The following is a 21,380-nucleotide window of genomic DNA, read 5'->3' as shown; positions in this document are numbered from 1 at the left end:
GACGGCCGCCGAACGACCGTTCGCCGCCGCGCGACGGGCCCCGCGAGGCGCGGTCACCGCTCGCGTCACCGGCTCCGTACGACCGACCGTACCCACGCCCGGGTCCGTCGCCGCGCCGCGGCCTGGCGCCACGCTCCGGACGACCGCCGGCGGGACGACCGTACGTGCCGGCCTCCCCACGGCTCTCGTCACGGTCCCGACCGTACGAGCCGCGCGCCCGGTCACCACGCTCGGACCGGTCGCCGGCCGGGCGGCGACCGCCCTCGACCGCGCGCTGCTCGTAGCCGCCGCGTCCGGACCGCTCGTCCGAGCGGTACCCCCCATGGCTCTCGCCGCGCCCATACCGTCCGCGGGAGTCCCCGCGCCCACCGGACGCACCCTGCCTACCAGGCTCGGGCCGGTCGCCGTACCCGCCACGACGCTCCCCGCCCTGAGGCCGGTCGCCGTACCCGCCACGCGCGCCCGACTCGGGCCGGCCGACACCTCGGCGGTCGCCCTGCTGGGGGCGGCCGCCGTACGCGGGGCGCTCACCGCGGTCCGGTCGACCGCCGCGGCCGCCGTAGGCACCGCGCTCCCCGGAGTCGGGTCGCCCACCGGTCGGACGACGCGAGGACGACGAGTCGTCGCTGCGCCCCGTCCCGCGCGACCACGACGGCCGCTCGAACGCGTCACCCGTCGGACCGACGCCCTCGGGGCGCCCGTACCGACGAGCGGGCGCGGAACCACTGCGAGCCGGGCGGCCCGTCTCGCGCCCACGGGAGTCGTCGCGCCCGCCCTGCTCACGTCGACCGCCCTCGTTCCAGTCGGCCCGTCGCGAACGCTCGCCCGCGACGAAGGGACGGCTCCGCCGCTCGCCCGCGTCGTCCCGCGACGCCGCACCAGGACCGCCCGTGCCGCGACGCGGTCCGCCGGAGGAGCTCCAGCGCTGCCCGCCGCGCTCGCCACCCGACGAGCCCTCGGACGCGGAACGGTCGTAGGAAGGACGCCCCGACGACGGACGACCGGACGACCGCCCGGACGTCGAGCGGTCGTACGCCGACGAACGGTCGTAGCCCGACGTGCCCCGCGACCCCTGGCCGTCACGCGAGGGGCGAGAGTCGCGCTGCCCGCCCGCGCGGCGATCGCTCGACGTGCCCCCGCTCGCACCTCGTCCGCCGCGGCCTTGACCCTGGCCGCCCTGACGGCCGCCCCGGTCGCCGGCGCCGCTGCGCGAGCCGTACGGCTCGCTCGAGCCGCGCGTGTCGCGCCGACCCGTTCCGTCGCTGTTCATCTGATGCTCTCCTCGTCTCAGCGGCCATCGTCTCATCCGCAAGGTCGCCCCGCCGAACCGCTCACGCCGGCCCCGCACGTGCGTGGCGCACGCGTGACGCGGTCCGGAACTGCTCCTGCCCTCGCCATCTCGTGCCACTCGACCCCCGGCGCGCCGCCCTCGGCTGCTGCTCTGGATGCGGCCCGAACAGCCACGACCAGAATGCAGGGGAAACAGAAGAAGCCACCCCGTGTGGGGTGGCTTCTTCTGAATGGTGTCCGGCGGCGTCCTACTCTCCCACACCCTGGCGAGTGCAGTACCATCGGCGCTGAAGGGCTTAGCTTCCGGGTTCGGAATGGGACCGGGCGTTTCCCCTTCGCTATGACCGCCGTAACTTTGTCGAGTTGTGAACGGGAACCGGTTCGACCGTGGTCGAACGGGTGTCGTTCGTTTCTCGGGAACCGCACAGTGGACGCGTAGCAAGTAAGTTGTGGTGAAGTTGTCGGCTGATTAGTACCGGTCAGCTGCGGCAGTCGTTAGTCCTGCCTTCCACATCCGGCCTATCGACCCAGTGTTCTAGCTGGGAGCCTCTCGCCCCTGAGGGCGTGGAAACCTCATCTTGAAGCAGGCTTCCCGCTTAGATGCTTTCAGCGGTTATCCCTTCCGAACGTAGCCAACCAGCCGTGCTCCTGGCGGAACAACTGGCACACCAGAGGTTCGTCCGTCCCGGTCCTCTCGTACTAGGGACAGCCCTTCTCAAGTTTCCTGCGCGCGCAGCGGATAGGGACCGAACTGTCTCACGACGTTCTAAACCCAGCTCGCGTACCGCTTTAATGGGCGAACAGCCCAACCCTTGGGACCTACTCCAGCCCCAGGATGCGACGAGCCGACATCGAGGTGCCAAACCATGCCGTCGATATGGACTCTTGGGCAAGATCAGCCTGTTATCCCCGGGGTACCTTTTATCCGTTGAGCGACGGCGCTTCCACAAGCCACCGCCGGATCACTAGTTCCGACTTTCGTCCCTGCTCGACATGTCTGTCTCACAGTCAAGCTCCCTTGTGCACTTGCACTCGCCACCTGATTGCCAACCAGGCTGAGGGAACCTTTGAGCGCCTCCGTTACATTTTAGGAGGCAACCGCCCCAGTTAAACTACCCACCAGGCACTGTCCCTGGTCCGGATCACGGACCGAGGTTAGATATCCAGAGCGACCAGAGTGGTATTTCAACGATGACTCCACCGACACTGGCGTGCCGGCTTCACAGTCTCCCACCTATCCTACACAAGCCGCACCGAACACCAATACCAAGCTATAGTAAAGGTCCCGGGGTCTTTCCGTCCTGCTGCGCGTAACGAGCATCTTTACTCGTAGTGCAATTTCGCCGAGTTCGCGGTTGAGACAGCGGAGAAGTCGTTACGCCATTCGTGCAGGTCGGAACTTACCCGACAAGGAATTTCGCTACCTTAGGATGGTTATAGTTACCACCGCCGTTTACTGGGGCTTAAATTCTGAGCTTCGCCTTGCGGCTGACCCGTCCTCTTAACCTTCCAGCACCGGGCAGGCGTCAGTCCGTATACATCGTCTTGCGACTTCGCACGGACCTGTGTTTTTAGTAAACAGTCGCTTCTCCCTGGTCTCTGCGGCCCTCCACGCTCCCCGAGCAAGTCGGTTCACGCTTCAGGCCCCCCTTCTCCCGAAGTTACGGGGGCATTTTGCCGAGTTCCTTAACCACGATTCGCTCGATCGCCTTGGTATTCTCTACCTGACCACCTGAGTCGGTTTGGGGTACGGGCGGCTAGGACCTCGCGTCGAGGCTTTTCTAGGCAGCATAGGATCACCAGATTCCCGCTATCGCGGTCACCGTCAGCTCTCAGGCTTCATGAGGTGCGGATTTGCCTACACCTCGCCCTACGACCTTGGACGTGGACAACCATCGCCACGCTTGGCTACCTTCCTGCGTCACCCCTGTTAATACGCTTACCTACTACCGGTTCGGGTCCCGTGCTCCCCGACGCGGTGCACCCGAAGGTGCGGTGCGTCGGCTCGGACGGTCAGCATCACCGGGCTCGGTATGGGCGGTCCTTCGCCGGTACGGGAATATCAACCCGTTGTCCATCGACTACGCCTGTCGGCCTCGCCTTAGGTCCCGACTTACCCAGGGCGGATTAGCCTGGCCCTGGAACCCTTGGTCATTCGGCGGACGGGTTTCTCACCCGTCATTCGCTACTCATGCCTGCATTCTCACTCGTGTGGCGTCCACAACTGGGTTACCCCGCTGCTTCACCCGCCACACGACGCTCCCCTACCCATCCACACGACTGAACCACGAAGGCTTGTCGAAAGTGTGAATGCCACAGCTTCGGCGGTGTGCTTGAGCCCCGCTACATTGTCGGCGCGGAATCACTTGACCAGTGAGCTATTACGCACTCTTTCAAGGGTGGCTGCTTCTAAGCCAACCTCCTGGTTGTCTGTGCAACTCCACATCCTTTCCCACTTAGCACACGCTTAGGGGCCTTAGCTGGTGGTCTGGGCTGTTTCCCTCTCGACTACGGAGCTTATCCCCCGCAGTCTCACTGCCACGCTCTGGCTTACCGGCATTCGGAGTTTGGCTAACGTCAGTAACCTGGTGGGGCCCATCGGCTATCCAGTAGCTCTACCTCCGGCAAGAAACGCGTGACGCTGCACCTAAATGCATTTCGGGGAGAACCAGCTATCACGAAGTTTGATTGGCCTTTCACCCCTAACCACAGGTCATCCCCCCGGTTTTCAACCCAGGTGGGTTCGGTCCTCCACGCGGTCTTACCCGCGCTTCAACCTGCCCATGGCTAGATCACTTCGCTTCGGGTCTAGAGCACGCGACTCAAACGCCCTGTTCGGACTCGCTTTCGCTACGGCTTCCCCACACGGGTTAACCTCGCCACGTACCACTAACTCGCAGGCTCATTCTTCAAAAGGCACGCCGTCACCCCTGCTAGGGAGGCTCCGACGGATTGTAGGCACACGGTTTCAGGTACTATTTCACTCCCCTCCCGGGGTACTTTTCACCTTTCCCTCACGGTACTTGTCCGCTATCGGTCACTAGGTAGTATTTAGGCTTACACAGTGGTCTGTGCAGATTCACTCCAGGTTTCTCGGGCCCGGAGCTACTTGGGATCCCTCTCGGGAGGCCACGCCATTTCGTCTACGGGGGTACCACCCTCTGTGCCGGGCCTTTCAATGCCCTTCGACTATGACGCGACTTTCTGACTCCCTGCCAGGACGGCAGTCCTGACTGAAAGGTCCCACAACCCCGAACGCGCAACGCCTGCCGGCTTGAACACGCGATCGGTTTGGCCTGATCCGCTTTCGCTCGCCACTACTCACGGAATATCTCTTCCTGCCGGTACTGAGATGTTTCACTTCCCGGCGTTCCCTCCACACACCCTATATATTCAGGTGTGGGTCACCGCACATGACTGCGGCGGGGTTTCCCCATTCGGAGATCCTCGGATCACGGTTCGTTTGCCAACTCCCCGAGGCTTATCGCAGGCTACAACGTCCTTCTTCGGCTCCTAGTGCCAAGGCATCCACCCTGTGCCCTTATAAACTTGACCACAAAGACTTTACAAAGATGCTCGCGTCCACTGTGCAGTTCTCAAGCAACGACCGACCCGCCACACCCGGCCCCGCCGACACCGACCCCGAAGAGCTGGCGTGGTACGTGAACCCGTGACGACCCGAAGGCCACCCCCCAGCACGACACCCCACACAAGGGCGCCGGCTCGGGCATCGCCCCGAGACAACAACCAACCGGCTGTTCCCTCAGGACCCAACAGCGTGCCAAGCCCACCCAGCAACCAGACGAACGTCGTTCCCTCCCCGCGACCCGAAGACCGCAGGCGTACTAGACGCCACCCACCACCAGATGAGCCGTAGTCGATGTTCCACCCGTGAGCACCACCCCGCACACGTTCGGCACGGGCATGGGCCTGGACAACCACCCCGACCCCACGACAGGGCCGACCAGCTGCCAGATGCTCCTTAGAAAGGAGGTGATCCAGCCGCACCTTCCGGTACGGCTACCTTGTTACGACTTAGTCCCAATCGCCAGTCCCACCTTCGACGGCTCCCCCCCAAGGGTTGGGCCACCGGCTTCGGGTGTTACCGACTTTCGTGACTTGACGGGCGGTGTGTACAAGGCCCGGGAACGTATTCACCGCAGCGTTGCTGATCTGCGATTACTAGCGACTCCGACTTCATGGGGTCGAGTTGCAGACCCCAATCCGAACTGAGACCGGCTTTTTGGGATTCGCTCCACCTTACGGTATCGCAGCCCTTTGTACCGGCCATTGTAGCATGCGTGAAGCCCAAGACATAAGGGGCATGATGATTTGACGTCATCCCCACCTTCCTCCGAGTTGACCCCGGCAGTCTCCCATGAGTCCCCGGCATAACCCGCTGGCAACATGGGACGAGGGTTGCGCTCGTTGCGGGACTTAACCCAACATCTCACGACACGAGCTGACGACAACCATGCACCACCTGTACACCGACCTTACGGGGAGCACATCTCTGCACTTTTCCGGTGTATGTCAAGCCTTGGTAAGGTTCTTCGCGTTGCATCGAATTAATCCGCATGCTCCGCCGCTTGTGCGGGCCCCCGTCAATTTCTTTGAGTTTTAGCCTTGCGGCCGTACTCCCCAGGCGGGGCACTTAATGCGTTAGCTGCGGCACGGAACCCGTGGAATGGGTCCCACACCTAGTGCCCAACGTTTACGGCATGGACTACCAGGGTATCTAATCCTGTTCGCTCCCCATGCTTTCGCTCCTCAGCGTCAGTTGCGGCCCAGTGACCTGCCTTCGCCATCGGTGTTCCTCCTGATATCTGCGCATTCCACCGCTACACCAGGAATTCCAGTCACCCCTACCGCACTCTAGTCAGCCCGTACCCACTGCAAGCCCGAGGTTGAGCCTCGAGTTTTCACAGCAGACGCGACTAACCGCCTACGAGCTCTTTACGCCCAATAATTCCGGACAACGCTTGCGCCCTACGTATCACCGCGGCTGCTGGCACGTAGTTAGCCGGCGCTTCTTCTGCAGGTACCGTCACTTGCGCTTCTTCCCTGCTGAAAGAGGTTTACAACCCGAAGGCCGTCATCCCTCACGCGGCGTCGCTGCATCAGGCTTGCGCCCATTGTGCAATATTCCCCACTGCTGCCTCCCGTAGGAGTCTGGGCCGTGTCTCAGTCCCAGTGTGGCCGGTCGCCCTCTCAGGCCGGCTACCCGTCGTCGCCTTGGTAGGCCATCACCCCACCAACAAGCTGATAGGCCGCGAGCCCATCCCCCACCGATAAATCTTTCCACACCACCACATGCGTAGCAGTGTCATATCCGGTATTAGGCCCCGTTTCCAGGGCTTATCCCAGAGTGAAGGGCAGGTTGCTCACGTGTTACTCACCCGTTCGCCACTGATCCAACCAGCAAGCTGGTCTTCACCGTTCGACTTGCATGTGTTAAGCACGCCGCCAGCGTTCGTCCTGAGCCAGAATCAAACTCTCCGTCAATGTTCAACGCCACCAGCACCCGAAAGCACCAGCAACAAACATTACGAACGACCCCGAAAGGCCGCGTAGATTCGGCTTCAAAAAGGACCCCACATCCACGGGGTGGACGCAGGAATCCAGATCTCAACCATCAACCCACCCCGCAAACGCGAAGCGAGCCATATGGCATCGACTACTTGGCACACTGTTGAGTTCTCAAGGAACAGACGCGCATCTCCTCAGGATCTTGCGATCCTGGACGAGAGGCTTGTTGTTTCCCCTCGTGCTTTCCGCACTCGGGGCTTCACCATTCTACCCTATCTCCCGGCCGTTCGGAACCGCCTTGTCGAGCGGCCCTGGACCAGGGTCCTGGGCCCGACCGGGCCGAGGGCGCACGAAGCGTCCTGCGATCTGGTCGGGGTTGTTCGCCTGCGGGACCAGCCACATCCAGATCCTTGCGGATCCGGCTCCGTGTCCGTTCCTCCCTGCCGGGCGACCTCGAGAACATTACGCGGATGTTGCGGCGAACGCCAAATCGCCGGCGGCGTGACGCCGCTCACCAGGCTCGATCTGGCGCCTGACCTGCGCGAACGCCCACCCGGGGGCCGTCGGCGGAGGCCCCGGACGGCGAAGGCCGGGTCCGCCGACCCCCTCACGGGGCGTACGGACCCGGCCTTCGGCCGATCACGGTGGGCGGGACGGGCGACGGCCGGCACCGCGGGTGGTGCCGGGTCAGACCGCGGTGTCGACGACCGCGAGCGTGCGCTTGCCCCGGCGGAGCACGGCCCACCGGCCGTGCAGCAGGTCCTGCTCACCGAGCGTCGCGTCCTCGTCGGCGACGCGGACGTTGTTGACCGACGCCCCGCCCTCCGCGACGGCGCGACGCGCCTCGGACTTGCTCTTGACGACGCCGGTCGCCGCGAGCAGGTCGACGACGAGGTCGCCGACCTTGCCCGAGGCCGTGGGCAGCTCGGCCACCGCGGCACCGAGCGTCCCGGCGTCGAGGTCGGCGAGCGACCCGCGCCCGAAGAGCGCCTGCGACGCGGCGACGACCGCGTCGGCCGCCGCCGCCCCGTGCACGAGCGCCGTCACGTCGTACGCCAGCGCGCGCTGCGCCTCACGCGCTGCCGGCCGGCTCGCGACGGCCTCGGCGAGCTCGTCGATCTCCTCTCGCGTGCGGAACGTGAACACCTTGAGGTACCCGAGCACGTCCGCGTCGTCCGCGTTGAGCCAGAACTGGTAGAAGGCGTACGGCGTCGTCATCTGCGGGTCGAGCCACACGGTGCCCGACTCCGTCTTGCCGAACTTGGTGCCGTCGGCCTTGGTGATGAGCGGGGTGGTCAGCGCGTGCACCGCGGCGCCCTCGACCTTGCGGATCAGCTCGACGCCCGACAGCAGGTTGCCCCACTGGTCCGACCCGCCTGTCTGGAGCGTGACGCCGTGCCGGCGGTACAGCTCGAGGAAGTCCATGCCCTGGAGCACCTGGTAGCTGAACTCCGTGAACGAGATCCCCTGCTCGCTCGCGAGGCGGCGGGCCACCGTGTCCTTGGCGATCATCGTGCCGAGCCGGAAGTGCTGGCCGACGTCGCGCAGGAAGTCGATGGCGGACAGCGGCGCCGTCCAGTCCAGGTTGTTCACCAGCGTCGCGGCGTTGTCGCCGTCGAACCGCAGCAGCGGTGCGATCTGGGCGCGGATCCGCTCGACCCAGCCCGCGACGACGTCACGCGAGTTGAGCGTGCGCTCCCCCGTCATCTTCGGGTCGCCGATCAGGCCCGTCGCGCCGCCGACGAGCGCGATCGGACGGTGGCCGGCGTCCTGGAGCCGGCGCACGGTGAGGATCTGGACGAGGTTGCCGATGTGCAGGCTCGGCGCGGTCGGGTCGAAGCCGCAGTAGAGCGTCACGGGCCCGCCGGACAGCGCCTCGCGCAGCGCGTCGACGTCGGTCGTGTGGGCGATGAGCCCGCGCCACGCGAGCTCGTCGAGGATGTGGGTCACGTCTGGTCTCCGGTCAGGGGGCCGCACGGCGTGCGGCGAGGTCACGGTCGAGAGGGGCCGCGGGGGATCCGCGGCGCGGCCGACGTCGTCGTCCCGTCACGGGACGTCTTCCGACGCCGGCGGGCGATACCCGTCCGACGAGCCGCGCGAGCGCGAGGCCGAGGAGCGGTACGCCGGGCGGTAGGCCGACACGCTCGGCTCGCCGACGAGCCAGTAGCGCCACGGGTGCCGGGACACGTCCCCGCCCGGGCCGGACACGCCCACGCGTGGGCCGCTCGCCTGCGTCGAGAGGACGGGTCCCTCGTGCCGGTGCAGCACGACGCGTCCGCCGGCCTCGGTCACGTCGTCGCCGTTCCAGGACCGGTCGATCCCGAGGCAGACGGCGAGCCGTGCGGGGCCGCGTGCGAGCTGGCGGTGGGAGTCGACGACGCCCACGTGCTCGCGCCGCGCCCAGGCGAGCTCGGCCCCGGAGACGACCTCGCCCGCGCGCAGCAGGACCGCCGCCGCGCGTCCCGTCGGCTCGGTGACCACGTTGACGCAGTGGTGCAGCCCGAGGTGCCGGTACACGTAGAGCCTGCCGGGCTCGGCGAACATCACCGCGTTGCGCGCGGTGCGGCCGCGGAACGCGTGCGAGCCGGGGTCGTCGGAGCCCGCGTACGCCTCGACCTCGGTCAGCCGGACCGTCACCTCGCCCTCGGGCGTGCGCGACGTCAGGTACGCGCCCAGGAGGTCGCGCGCCACGGTGTGCACGTCCCGCGCGTACCAGGTGCGGGCGGGGATCGCGACGAAGCGCAGCGGGTCCGCGGCGTCCGGCGAGCGCGGCACGTCCGACGAGGGTGCGACCGACGACGAACCCGACGGGACGACGGACGGGATCGCGGCGTGCGCGAGCTCCCGGTCCTCGAGGACCGGTTCGCGGGGGGCGTCCGCCGCGGGCGTCATGGGGTCATCCTGCCAAACGCGTCCAGTCGGACGTCGGCGCGTTCACGCGTGCGTTCGCGGGCGAAGTGCGCGGCCTCGTCGTCCATCCATCGCAGCCAGTGCGCGCGGGCGTCCTCGCCGTCGCGCGCGAGCCCACGGTTCAGGCGCAGCGCGCGGTCGGCCTCGACCCACACGCGCAGCACCGCGACCGGGTCGCACGCGCGCCGCGCGGAGCCGCAGCCCTCGACCACGAGCAGCTCGGGAAGCGGGACGTCGACCCAGTCCGCGAACCGCTCGGCGGACCAGTCGTACCGCTGGAACCGTCCGGGCAGGCCGCGGCGCAGCGGCTCGAGCACCTGGGCGGACAGCCGCGGCCACAGCGAGCCCTCGAGGCCGGACCAGCCCTCGTACAGGTCGTCGAGGTGCACGACGACCGCGCGCACGCGCCGCGCGGACGCCAGCGCGACGAGCGCGTCCGCCGCGGTCGTCTTGCCCGAGCCCGCGGGGCCGTCGACGCACACCACGCGCACGGGGCCGAGCCGGGGTGACGCGACGAGGGCGCGCTCGAGCACCAGCCCGAGCGCGCCCTCGTCGGAGCCCGTCGTCGCCCCGGTGGTCACACCGTCGGTCACCGCGTCGGCGCCGCCCAGGCGCGCAGCTCCGTGGCACGCGCGGCCGCACGGCCCAGCTGCTCACGCACGCGCACGGGTGCCGTGCCGCCGTGCGCCGAGCGGGACGCGAGCGAGCCCTCGACCGAGAGCACCGAGCGCACCTGCGGTGTCAGGTGCGGCGAGATCGCCGCGAGCTCGTCGTCGGACAGCTCCCACAGCTCGATCGCCGGCGTGTGCGCCTCGCACGCGCGGACGCACTCCCCCGCGACCTCGTGGGCGACCCGGAACGGCACGCCCTCGCGCACCAGCCACTCGGCGATGTCCGTCGCGAGCGAGAAGCCCTGCGGCGCGAGCGACGCCATGCGCTCGGTGTCGAACGTGAGCGTGGCGATCATCCCCGCGAACGCCGGCAGCAGGACCGTGAGCTGGTCGACCTGGTCGAACACCGGCTCCTTGTCCTCCTGCAGGTCGCGGTTGTACGCGAGCGGCAGACCCTTGAGCGTCGTCAGCAGGCCCGTGAGGTCGCCGACGAGCCGACCCGCCTTGCCGCGCGCGAGCTCCGCGACGTCCGGGTTCTTCTTCTGCGGCATGATGCTCGACCCGGTCGAGAACGAGTCGTGCAGCCGGACGAAGCCGAACTCCTTGGTCGCCCAGAGGATGACCTCCTCGGCGAGCCGCGACAGGTCGACCGCGAGCATCGCCGAGACGAACGCGAACTCCGCGACGACGTCGCGCGACGCGGTGCCGTCGATCGAGTTCTCGACGGGCGCGTCGAACCCGAGCCCGGCGGCCACGGCGGCCGGGTCCAGGCCGAGCGACGAGCCGGCCAGCGCACCCGAGCCGTACGGCGACACCGCCGCGCGTCGGTCCCAGTCGGTGTACCGCTCGACGTCGCGCAGCAGCGGCCACGCGTGCGCGAGCAGGCTGTGCGCGAGCAGCACCGGCTGCGCGTGCTGCAGGTGCGTGCGCCCCGGCATGGGCGCGTCGCCCGCGGCCTGCGCCTGCGCGACGAGGGCGTCGACGACGTCCAGCACGAGGCCGGAGATCGCGCGCGCCTCGCGGCGCAGGTACATGCGCACGAGCGTCGCGATCTGGTCGTTGCGCGAGCGGCCCGCGCGCAGCTTGCCGCCCAGGTCCGCGCCCGCGCGCTCGATCAGGCCGCGCTCGAGCGCGGTGTGCACGTCCTCGTCGTCGGGCGACGGGCCGAACGCTCCCGACGCGACGTCGGCCCGCAGCCGCTCGAGCGCGTCGACCATGCCCGCGACCTCGTCGTCGGACAGCAGACCCGCGGCGTGCAGCACGTGCGCGTGCGCGACCGAGCCCGAGATGTCGACGTCCGCGAGCCGCCAGTCGAACTGCGTCGAACGCGACAGGTCGGCGAGGGCCGCGGCCGGGCCGGACGCGAACCGGCCGCCCCACAGGGCGAGCGGCGCGTCCGGCTCACCGGCCACGGGCGTCTCAGGCATCGATCCCGCCCTGCGTGCCGAGGTCCACGCCGTGGCCGAACTTCACGTCGCGCGCCGCGGCGAGCTTGCTCGACAGGCCGTAGATCTCGATGAAGCCCTTCGCGGCCGCCTGGTCGAACGTGTCGCCCGTGTCGTACGTCGCGAGGTTGAAGTCGTACAGCGACGAGTCCGAGCGGCGGCCCGTGACCGTCGCGCGGCCGCCGTGCAGCACGAGGCGCACGTCGCCCGAGACGTAACGCTGCGTGTCCGCGATGAACGTGTCGAGCGAGCGCTTGAGCGGGCTGAACCACTGGCCGTCGTAGACCAGCTCGGTCCAGCGCTGCTCGACCTGGCGCTTGAACCGCGCCTGCTCGCGCTCGACCGTCACGTTCTCGAGCTCCTGGTGCGCGGCGATCAGCGCGATCGCACCCGGCGCCTCGTACACCTCGCGGGACTTGATGCCGACCAGGCGGTCCTCGACGATGTCGATCCGGCCGACGCCCTGCGCACCCGCGCGGCGGTTCATCTCCTGGATCGCCTGCAGCGGCGTGACCGGCACGCCGTCGAGCGCGACCGGGACACCCTGCTCGAACGTGATGACGACCTCGTCGGCGACCGGCGGGAACGTCGGGTCGTCGGTGTAGGTGTAGACGTCCTTCGTCGGACCGTTCCAGATGTCCTCGAGGAAGCCGGTCTCCACCGCGCGGCCCCACACGTTCTGGTCGATCGAGAACGGGTTGTGCTTCGTCGTCGCGATCGGGAGCTTGTGCTTCTCCGCGAACTCGATCGCCTTGTCGCGCGTGAGCGCGAGGTCGCGGACCGGCGCGAGGCACGTCAGGTCCGGCGCGATCGACGTGATGCCGACCTCGAAGCGCACCTGGTCGTTGCCCTTGCCGGTGCAGCCGTGCGCGACGGTCGTCGCCCCGAACTGGCGCGCGGCGCGCACGAGGTGCTTGACGATCACCGGACGCGACAGCGCCGAGACGAGCGGGTACCGGTCGAGGTACAGGCCGTTGGCCTGCAGCGCCGGCATGCAGTACTCCTCGGCGAACTCGTCACGCGCGTCGGCCACGTAGGCCTCGACGGCGCCGCAGTCGAGCGCGCGCTGACGGATGACGTTGAGGTCCTCACCGCCCTGGCCGACGTCGACGGCGACCGCGATCACCTCGGCGCCGGTGGCCTCGGCGATCCAGCCGATGCCGACGGACGTGTCCAGACCGCCGGAGTACGCGAGGACGACGCGCTCAGTCATGAGAGTTCACTTTCTACGAGCTGGGGTGGGTGGGGCGTACGAGAGGTCGCGGCCGTCATTCGCCGGACGCGAGGGTCAGGAAGCGCGACGCCAGCGCGGCGCCGTCGGGGTCGCGCGACACCACGAGGACGGTGTCGTCGCCCGCGATCGTGCCGAGCACGGCGGGCAGGACCGAGTGGTCGATCGCGGAGGCGAGGTACTGCGCGCCGCCGGGCGGGGTGCGGAGCACGACGAGGTTGCCGGACGACTCCGCGGTGAGCAGGAGCTCCGCGCACAGGCGCTCGAGCCGCGCCGCGAGGTGCTCGGTGTCGGCCGCCGGAGCGCTCGGCAGGGAGCGCACCGCGCCCTCGCCGGGCACCGCGTAGACGAGCGTGCCCGACGGCGTGCGCACCTTGACGGCCTGCAGCTCGACGAGGTCGCGTGACAGCGTCGCCTGGGTCACGCTCACGCCCGCCGCGGCGAGCAGGTCCGCGAGCTGCTGCTGGGAGTGCACCTGCTCGCGGGTGAGCAGCGAGGCGACGAGCGCCTGCCGCGCCGCCTTCGTCTGCGGCACGGACGAGGCCGACGAGGCGCCCGGCCCACCCGAGGCGCCGGCGGCGGTCGACGGGGTGCTCGTCGTGCTCGACACGGACACGGCCGTCACCGGGCCTCGAGCAGGAACGTCAGGAGGGCCTTCTGGGCGTGCAGGCGGAACTCCGCCTCGTCCCACACGATCGACTGCGGGCCGTCGAGCACGCCCGCGGTGATCTCCTTGCCGCGGTACGCGGGCAGGCAGTGCAGCACCTGCGCGCCGGGGGCGGCGAGCGCGAGCGCGGCCTCGTCGAGCCGGAACGGGACGAACGGCAGCTCGCGCTCGTCCGCCTCGTCCTCCTGGCCCATCGAGACCCACGTGTCGGTCGCGACCACGTCGGCACCCGTCACCGCCTCGGCGATCGAGCCGACCACCGAGACCGACCCGCCGGTCTGCTCGGCGACGCGCTGCGCCGCGGCGACGACCTCGGGCGCCGGGCGGTAGCCCTCGGGCGAGCCGATCCGCACGTGCAGCCCCGCGGTCGCGCCGCCGAGCAGGTACGAGTGCGCCATGTTGTTCGCGCCGTCGCCCACGTACGCGAGCGTGAGCCCCGCCAGCGCGCCGACCCCGCCGCGGTGCAGCGCGACGGCCGACAGGTCCGCGAGCACCTGGCACGGGTGGAAGTCGTCGGTGAGCGCGTTCACCACGGGCACGCCCGCGTGCTGCGCCATCGCCTCGATGCGCTCCTGCGCGTGCGTGCGCCACACGACGGCCGCGACCTGCCGGCCCAGGACGCGCGCGGTGTCCGGGATCGACTCGCGCGTGCCGATCTGCGCGAGCTTGCCGTCCACCGCGAGCGGGAAGCCGCCGAGCTCGGCGATCCCCGTGGAGAACGACACCTGCGTGCGCAGCGTCGGCTTGTCGAAGATGACCGCGACCGCACGCGGGCCCGCGAGCGGCGTGCGGATGTACCGGTCGTCGTGGAACGCGAGCGCGAGCTCGAGCACCTGCCGCTGCTCGGCGGGCGACAGGTCGTCGTCGCGCAGGAAGTGCCGCGTCACGCCGCCACCTCGCCCGGGTCGAGCGCCGCGAGGAAGTCGACGAACGTGCCGAGCTGCTCGTGCGTCACGACGAGCGGCGGAGCGAGCCGGATCGACGTCGGGTTCACCGGGTTCACGATGAACCCCGCGGCCAGTGCGCGCGACGCGAGCGCCGGGGCGACGGCGGCCGTCAGCCCGATCCCGATGAGCAGGCCCTCGCCGCGCACGCCCGCCACGAGCGGGTGGTCGAGCTCGGTGACGCGGGCGCGCAGCGCCGCGCCCACGTCGCGCACGTGCGCGAGCAGGTCGTCGCGCTCGATGACGCCGATCGTCGCGAGCCCCGCGGCCGCCGCGACCGGGTTGCCGCCGAACGTCGTGCCGTGCTGGCCGCGGCCCAGCAGCGTCGCCGCCGTGTCGCCGAACGCGATGAGCGCGCCGACCGGGAAGCCCCCGCCCAGGCCCTTCGCGACCGTGACCGCGTCCGGCACCACGCCGCCGCCGACGTGCGGCAGCTGGTGCGCGAACCACTCGCCCGTGCGCCCCATGCCGGTCTGCACCTCGTCGACGACGAGCAGCGTCCCGTGGCGCGCGGTCAGCTCGCGCGCCCGGGCCAGGTAGCCCGGGGGCAGCGGCAGCACGCCCGCCTCGCCCTGCAGCGGCTCGACGAACAGCGCGGAGACGTCGCCCGGCTCGAGCGCGGCCTCGAGCGCGTCGACGTCGCCGAACGGCACCCACTCGACGCCCCCGGGCAGCGGCTCGAACGGCTCGCGGTACGCGGCCTTGTGCGTGAGCGCGAGCGCGCCCATCGTGCGGCCGTGGAACGCGCCCTCGAGCGCGAGGACCCGCGTGCGGCCCGTGCGGCGCGCGAGCTTGAACGCCGCCTCGTTGGCCTCCGTGCCGGAGTTGGTGAAGAACACGCGCGACCCCTCGGGTGCCTGCGCGAGCTCGAGCAGACGCTCGGCGAACGCGATCTGCGTCGGGCTGCCGAAGAAGTTCGACACGTGACCGAGCGTCCCGAGCTGCGCGCTGATCGCCGCCGTGAGCGTCGGGTGCGCGTGGCCCAGGCTGTTCACCGCGATGCCGCCCAGCAGGTCGAGGTAGCGGTTGCCGTCCGCGTCCCACACGTACGGGCCCTCGCCGCGCACGAGCACGCGCTGCGGCGGGCCGAACGTGTCCATGACCGCGCGCGAGTAGCGCTCGGTCCACTCCGCGACGGACCCGCCCGCGACCGAGACGGGCAGGCCGTCGACGGTCGCGGCCGCCTGGCGCAGCGCGCGGCGGGTCGTCGGGGCGGCGGGGGGTGCCGGGGCGGCCGGCGTGGTCGTCGGCTCGCTCATGCGGGCACCTCCGGGTGGACGACGGGGATGGGGGCGGTGAACGGGGCGTCCGCGGGCTCCTGGTCGGGCAGCACCATCGTGCCGATGCCGTCCGAGGTGAAGACCTCGACGAGGATCGAGTGCGGCGCGCGGCCGTCGATGACGTGGGCCCGCCCGACGCCACCGGTCACGGCACGCCAGCAGGCCTCCATCTTCGGCCGCATGCCCGAGTCGAGCGTGGGCAGGACCTCGGCGAGCTGGCTCGCCGACAGGCGGCGCACGAGCGACGAGCGGTCCGGCCAGCTCAGGTACAGGCCCTCGACGTCGGTGAGCACGATGAGCTTGCGCGCGCCGAGCGCGACCGCGAGCGCGGCCGCCGCGGTGTCGGCGTTGACGTTGAGGACCTGCGTCGGGTCGTCCATGTCGGGGGCGACCGTGCTGACGACCGGGATCCGGCCCGCGTCGAGCAGGTCCTGCACCGCACCGGGGTTGACCTGCACGACGTCGCCGACGAGGCCCACGTCGACCGCCTCACCGCCGACGAACGCCTTGCGGCGGCGCGCCTGGAACAGGCCACCGTCCTCGCCGGACAGGCCGACCGCGTGCGGGCCGTGCGCGTTGAGCAGGCCGACGAGCTCGCGCGACACCTGGCCCGTGAGCACCATCCGGACGACCTCCATGGCCTCCGGGGTGGTGACGCGCAGGCCGCCGCGGAACTCGGACTCGATGCCGAGCCGGTCGAGCATCGCGTTGATCTGCGGGCCGCCGCCGTGCACGACGACGGGACGCAGGCCCACCTGCCGCAGGAAGACCATGTCCTCCGCGAACGCGCGCTTGAGCTCCTCGTCCACCATCGCGTTGCCGCCGTACTTCACGACGACGAGCGCGCCCGCGAACTTCTGCAGCCACGGGAGCGCCTGGATGAGCACCTCGGCCTTCTGGTCGGGGCGCAGGTCGGTGCGGGTGTCGAAGACGAAGTCCTCGGGGACGCTCGTCGTGCTCGGGTCGGTGCTCGGGTCGGTGCTCGAGTCGTCGTGGCTCACGTGGAGTACTCGCTGTTCTCGGAGACGTAGGCGTGCGTGAGGTCGTTGGTCCACAGGGTCACGACCTCGTCGCCCGCGTGCAGGTCGACCAGGACGTGCACCTCGCGCGACGAGGCGAGGTCGACCTTCGTGCGGGGCTCGTGCGCACCGCCCGCACGGCAGATCATCACGCCGTTGATCGTGACGTCCAGCGCGTCGGGGTCGAACGGCGCGACCTGCGGCGGCACCGTCCCCACCGACGCGAGCACGCGACCCCAGTTCGGGTCGTTGCCGTACACCGCGGCCTTGAACAGGTTGGAGCGCGAGATCGCGCGCGCGACCGCGAGCCCGGCCTCCTCGGTGGACGCGCCCGTGACGGTGATCGCGATGTCGTGCGTCGCGCCCTCGGCGTCCGCGACGAGCTGGCGCGCGAGCTGCGCGGCGACGGCCGTGACGGCGGCGGTGAAGCCGGCCGGGTCCGGCGACACGCCCGACGCACCCGACGCGAGGAGCGTGACCGTGTCGGACGTGGACATGCAGCCGTCGGAGTCGACGCGGTCGAACGTCTGGGAGGTGGCCGCGCGCAGCGCCGCGTCCGCGAGCGCGGCGTCGACCACGGCGTCGGTCGTGATGACGCACAGCATCGTCGCGAGGCCGGGTGCGAGCATGCCCGCGCCCTTGGCCATCCCGCCGACGCGCCACACGCCGTCGTCACCCTCGACCGTCATGTCGGCCGTCTTCGGCACGGTGTCCGTGGTCATGATCGCCTGCGCGGCGCCGGGGCCACCGGTCTCGGACAGCGCGGCAGCGGCGGGGGCCACGCCCGCGAGCAGCGTGTCGATCGGCAGGCGCTCGCCGATCAGGCCCGTCGAGCACACGACGACGTCGCCCGCGGAGACGCCGACCGCGTCGGCGACCGTCTCGGCCGTGCGGTGCACGTCGAGGAAGCCCTCGGGCCCGGTGCAGACGTTCGCGCCGCCGGAGTTGAGGACGACCGCGCTGACGACGCCGTCGGAGACGACCTGGCGCGACCAGGTCACGGGGTGGCCGACGACGCGGTTGGAGGTGAACACCGCGGCGCCCACCTGCAGCGGGCCGTCGTTCACGACGAGCGCGAGGTCGGGCTTGCCCGACGGCTTGAGGCCCGCCGTGACGCCGCTCGCACGGAAGCCGAGCGGGGCGGTGACGCCGGGCGAGCGCTGCTCGGAGCCGGTAGCGGTCTCGGTCGTGGTCACGGTGCGACTCCGTCCAGGGGCAGGCCGAGCGGCTCGGGCAGGCCGAGCGCGAGGTTGAGCGACTGCAGGGCGCCGCCGGCGGTGCCCTTGACGAGGTTGTCGATCGCGGTGACGGTCACGACGCGGCCGGCGCGCTCGTCCACCGCGACCTGCACGAGCGCGGTGTTCGCGCCGAGCGTCGCGGCGGTCGTCGGCCACTGGCCCTCGGGCAGCAGGTGGACGAACGGCTCGTCGGCGTACGCGCTCTCCCACGCCGCGCGGACCGCGGACGGGTCCGTCCCCGGGACGAGGCGCGCGGTCGCCGTGGCGAGGATGCCGCGCGACATCGGTACGAGCGTCGGGGTGAACGAGATCGTGACGTCGGGCGCGCCCGCGGCGCGCAGGTTCTGCGCGATCTCGGGGATGTGCCGGTGCGAGCCGCCGACCGCGTACGGCTGCGCCATGCCCAGGCCCTCGGACGCGAGCAGGTGCGGCTTGAGGCTCTTGCCCGCGCCCGAGTAGCCGTTGGCGAGCACCGCGACGAGGTCGGTCGGCTCGATCAGCCCGGCGGCGACGCCCGGCTGCAGGCCGAGCGTCACGGCCGTGACGTTGCAGCCCGGGACCGCGATGCGCGTCGTGCCCGCGAGCGCGGCGCGCTGCTGTGCGGCCACCTGCTCGCTCGCGTGCAGCAGCTCCGGAAGGCCGTACGGCCACGTGCCGGCGTGCTCGCTGCCGTAGTACGCGAGCCAGTCGGCCGCGTCGGTCAGCCGGTGGTCGGCCCCGAGGTCGACGACGACCGTGCCGGGGTCGCGCTGCGCGAGCTCGGCCGCGACCGCGCCCGACGCGCCGTGCGGCAGCGCCAGGACGACGACGTCGTGGCCGGCCAGCGAGTCGGGCGTCGTCGGGTCGAGCACGCGGTCGGCGAGACGTCGCAGGTGGGGCTGGTGCTCACCGAGCCGCGAGCCCGCGTTCGCGTGGGCCGTGACCGCTCCGATGCTTGCCTCGGGGTGCTGCAGCAGCAGCCGGAGCATCTCGCCCCCGGCGTACCCGCTCGCGCCCGCGACCGCGACTGTGAACGACATGCGCATGAACATACACGTTCGCGCGAATCGATGCATGCACGTGGCGTCCGCCGGCCTCCCGCGGTCTCACCTCGCCACCGTGTGCTGGGGTGCCAGGCCGACGGTCGTCGCGTACCTCCCCACCAGCTCGCTCGCCCCGCCGTCCGCGAGCGAGATGCGGACGACACGCTCGGTCGAGGGTCCGTTGCCGAACTCCCCCAGCGCCAGGTACAGCGCTCCGTCCCGCACGACCTCGCTGCGGAACATCGTCCGCTCGGTGAGCATCGCCGCCAGCGCCGGGCTGTCCAGCGCCACCGCCTCGTCGCCGTCCCACCGCCACACGCGCGTGGGACGGTCATGGAACGCCGACACGACGAGGGCCGAGCCCCCGGACCCGTCCATCGCCGAGACGGCGACCGCCCGCTCGAGCCACTCCTGACCGGCGACGACCTCGGGATCGAGCCGCTGCGCCCCGGCCCCGTCGAGCGGGACCCGCCACACGGTCACCGAGGTCCCCTCCTTGCCGTCGTAGCACCGCACGAGCACCGTCCCGGGTTCCAGGACCCCGGAGTGGTGGCACGAGCCGAGCCCGTCGCCGATCGCGACGTCGCGCCGCGCACCGCTCGCGAGGTCCACGACGGGCAGCGCGTCCTCGCCGTCCCCGTCGAGCGACACCGCCTGCCGGAGCTCGGCGTCGACCCCCAGCATCGGTACCCGACGCGGCGCCTCGACCGACGTCGTCGCCCCGTCGGCCGGACGGTACGTGTGGACCCGCACCTCGCCCGTGTCGCCCGAGAAGTCCTGCCACACCTCCGTGCCGTCGGCGCGCGTGCCGAGCAGGCGCAGGCCCGAACCCACCGGGCCGCGGCGCTCGACCCCGCCCGTCGTGAGGTCCAGGTCCGCCCTCGCCTGGCCGTCGTTGTCGTCGACCACGACGACCGCCGTTGGCGACCCCGCGGACCACGCAGCGAGCTGGACCCGGTGGACGGGCTCGTCGTACCGGTGCACCAGGTAGGTCTGGCCCTGCGGCGACGTGACCAGCACGTCGCGCAGCACCCACACGGGCTCGTCGGACCCGACCTCGTCGCCCGGCTCGGCACGTTCGGGCTCGGGCGCGTCGAGCACCGGGAACAGCGACAGCACCCAGCCGCGACCCGCGGACCGCAGGAGACCCTCGGGCGCGGGCCGGTACGGCGGGAGGTCGCCGGCGACCCCGTTCACCGTCGGGGCCGACGTCGCCTCGCTCGTGCGGTCCGGCGTCGGCGTGGGCGACGTCGGCGGGGTCGTCGGCGGGGTCGTCGTGACCGTGGGCGTGGGGGACGCCGGCGGGGCGTCGTGCCGCGGCGACGGCACCGCGAGCGCGCCCCACACGAGGACGCCCACAGCGGCGGCTCCCCCGACGGACAGCACCGAGTGCCGCACGGCGCGGCGGTGGCGCACCTGCGCGCGCGCGTCGTCGAGCACGGCCGACGTGTCGAGGTCCGCGGCGGTGCGCGCGTGCTCGTCCCACGCGCGGTTCAGCAGCTCGTCGAGGTCGGTCATGACGCACCTCCTGCGGGGATGACGCGGATCTGCTCGTCGGGGGGAGCCGTGCCGAGGCGCGCCGCGAGGCGCGCGACGCCGTCGGCCGTGTACCGCTTGACCGAGCCCTCGCCGATGCCGAGCGCGGTGGCGGTGTCGCGCACCGACAGGTCCTCGAGGTGCCGCAGCACCACGCACGCCCGCATCCGGGGCGGCAGCTCCGCGAGCGCCTCGGAGACCTGGGTCGCCAGCGTCGTCGGCTCGAGGTGCGCGACCTCCTGGCGCAGGCTCGCGAGCCGGTCCGCGAGCGCGCGCCCCCGACGACGCCGACGCGCGGTGTCGATCGAACGCATCGCGATCGCCCGTCGCACGTACTGCTCGGCCTCGGCGGCGACCGTGAACCGCGCCCGGCCGGAGAACGCCGACACCAGCGCGTCCTGCACCACGTCGGGCGCGTCGTCGGCGCCCACCAACAGCACCGCGTACGAGAGCAGGCGTGCATAGCGCTCCCGCACGACGTGCTCCAGCAACGGTTCCCAGCTGCGCCCCACGACCCCTCCTCGGCTCCCTCACCACCAGAGCGTCGGGACACCACTGCGGGGTTGTGCCGTGCCGCGGGGTTGTGCCGTGCTGCGGGGTTGTGCCGTGCTGCGGGATTGTGCCGTGCTGCAGTGGTGCCGCGCTGCGGGGTTCATGC

Annotated in this window: 13 protein-coding genes and 3 rRNA genes; all 16 read right to left on the bottom strand. The window is 70.6% G+C overall.

What is annotated here, in order from left to right; translation table 11 throughout:
* Positions 1 to 1,525: 1,525 nt before the first annotated feature.
* Positions 1,526 to 1,642, bottom strand: a 5S ribosomal RNA gene (rrf, locus tag F1D97_RS10545).
* Positions 1,643 to 1,739: 97 nt separating this feature from the next.
* Positions 1,740 to 4,845 (bottom strand): 23S ribosomal RNA (locus F1D97_RS10540).
* Positions 4,846 to 5,276: 431 nt separating this feature from the next.
* Positions 5,277 to 6,795, bottom strand: a 16S ribosomal RNA gene (locus F1D97_RS10535).
* The 16S, 23S and 5S rRNA genes sit together here, the layout of an rRNA operon.
* Before the next feature lie 711 nt (positions 6,796 to 7,506).
* Positions 7,507 to 8,769, bottom strand: a complete 1,263-nt coding sequence (gene tyrS, locus F1D97_RS10530) for a tyrosine--tRNA ligase (protein WP_236120471.1) — start codon at positions 8,767 to 8,769, stop codon at positions 7,507 to 7,509.
* 96 nt (positions 8,770 to 8,865) lie between these two features.
* Entirely contained in the window at positions 8,866 to 9,711 is an 846-nt protein-coding gene (locus tag F1D97_RS10525) for a DNA-3-methyladenine glycosylase (RefSeq protein ID WP_317618851.1), read from the bottom strand.
* Positions 9,708 to 10,322, bottom strand: a complete 615-nt coding sequence (locus tag F1D97_RS10520) for a nucleoside/nucleotide kinase family protein (RefSeq protein WP_236120470.1) — start codon at positions 10,320 to 10,322, stop codon at positions 9,708 to 9,710. The genes F1D97_RS10525 and F1D97_RS10520 overlap by 4 nt, the downstream gene beginning before the upstream one ends.
* Entirely contained in the window at positions 10,319 to 11,767 is a 1,449-nt protein-coding gene (gene argH, locus F1D97_RS10515) for an argininosuccinate lyase (RefSeq protein ID WP_236120469.1), read from the bottom strand. The genes F1D97_RS10520 and argH overlap by 4 nt, the downstream gene beginning before the upstream one ends.
* Positions 11,760 to 12,998: an argininosuccinate synthase gene (locus tag F1D97_RS10510; RefSeq protein WP_236120468.1), complete on the bottom strand. Its 1,239-nt coding sequence runs from the start codon at positions 12,996 to 12,998 to the stop codon at positions 11,760 to 11,762. The genes argH and F1D97_RS10510 overlap by 8 nt, the downstream gene beginning before the upstream one ends.
* Before the next feature lie 55 nt (positions 12,999 to 13,053).
* Positions 13,054 to 13,551: an arginine repressor gene (locus F1D97_RS10505; RefSeq protein ID WP_236123565.1), complete on the bottom strand. Its 498-nt coding sequence runs from the start codon at positions 13,549 to 13,551 to the stop codon at positions 13,054 to 13,056.
* Positions 13,552 to 13,637: 86 nt separating this feature from the next.
* A complete protein-coding gene (gene argF, locus F1D97_RS10500; RefSeq protein WP_236120467.1) occupies positions 13,638 to 14,570 on the bottom strand; it encodes an ornithine carbamoyltransferase in 933 nt (310 codons plus the stop codon).
* Positions 14,567 to 15,886 (bottom strand): acetylornithine transaminase, encoded by a 1,320-nt coding sequence (locus F1D97_RS10495; RefSeq protein WP_236120466.1) that lies wholly within the window; start codon positions 15,884 to 15,886, stop codon positions 14,567 to 14,569. Before F1D97_RS10495 ends, argF begins: the two co-directional genes overlap by 4 nt.
* Positions 15,883 to 16,818 carry an acetylglutamate kinase gene (argB, locus tag F1D97_RS10490; protein WP_236123564.1) on the bottom strand — a complete coding sequence of 312 codons (936 nt, stop codon included), beginning with the start codon at positions 16,816 to 16,818 and terminating at the stop codon, positions 15,883 to 15,885. Before argB ends, F1D97_RS10495 begins: the two co-directional genes overlap by 4 nt.
* 86 nt (positions 16,819 to 16,904) lie before the next feature.
* On the bottom strand, positions 16,905 to 18,122 hold the full coding sequence (gene argJ, locus F1D97_RS10485; protein ID WP_236120465.1) for a bifunctional glutamate N-acetyltransferase/amino-acid acetyltransferase ArgJ: 1,218 nt from the start codon (positions 18,120 to 18,122) through the stop codon (positions 16,905 to 16,907).
* The gene (gene argC / locus F1D97_RS10480) at positions 18,119 to 19,183 is read right to left on the bottom strand and encodes an N-acetyl-gamma-glutamyl-phosphate reductase (RefSeq protein WP_236120464.1); all 1,065 of its coding nucleotides are present in this window, start codon (positions 19,181 to 19,183) and stop codon (positions 18,119 to 18,121) included. Before argC ends, argJ begins: the two co-directional genes overlap by 4 nt.
* A gap of 66 nt (positions 19,184 to 19,249) precedes the next feature.
* Positions 19,250 to 20,704, bottom strand: coding sequence for a hypothetical protein (locus tag F1D97_RS10475; protein ID WP_236120463.1), 1,455 nt, complete (start codon positions 20,702 to 20,704; stop codon positions 19,250 to 19,252).
* Positions 20,701 to 21,234, bottom strand: coding sequence for a sigma-70 family RNA polymerase sigma factor (locus F1D97_RS10470; RefSeq protein ID WP_236120462.1), 534 nt, complete (start codon positions 21,232 to 21,234; stop codon positions 20,701 to 20,703). The genes F1D97_RS10475 and F1D97_RS10470 overlap by 4 nt, the downstream gene beginning before the upstream one ends.
* Positions 21,235 to 21,380 lie beyond the last annotated feature (146 nt).

Source organism: Cellulomonas palmilytica (assembly GCF_021590045.1).
Taxonomy (GTDB): Bacteria; Actinomycetota; Actinomycetes; order Actinomycetales; family Cellulomonadaceae; genus Cellulomonas; species Cellulomonas palmilytica.
The sequence above is the reverse complement of the archived record's forward strand: the minus strand, read 5'-3'. Positions and strand labels throughout refer to the sequence as shown.

What these genes read in the sequence shown, in the direction of transcription:
- F1D97_RS10525 (WP_317618851.1), bottom strand. Translation starts at nt 9,711, where the DNA reads ATGACGCCCGCGGCGGACGCCCCCCGCGAACCGGTCCTCGAGGACCGG.
- argH (WP_236120469.1), bottom strand. Translation starts at nt 11,767, where the DNA reads ATGCCTGAGACGCCCGTGGCCGGTGAGCCGGACGCGCCGCTCGCCCTG.
- F1D97_RS10510 (WP_236120468.1), bottom strand. Translation starts at nt 12,998, where the DNA reads ATGACTGAGCGCGTCGTCCTCGCGTACTCCGGCGGTCTGGACACGTCC.
- F1D97_RS10495 (WP_236120466.1), bottom strand. Translation starts at nt 15,886, where the DNA reads ATGAGCGAGCCGACGACCACGCCGGCCGCCCCGGCACCCCCCGCCGCC.
- argC (WP_236120464.1), bottom strand. Translation starts at nt 19,183, where the DNA reads ATGTCGTTCACAGTCGCGGTCGCGGGCGCGAGCGGGTACGCCGGGGGC.
- F1D97_RS10475 (WP_236120463.1), bottom strand. Translation starts at nt 20,704, where the DNA reads ATGACCGACCTCGACGAGCTGCTGAACCGCGCGTGGGACGAGCACGCG.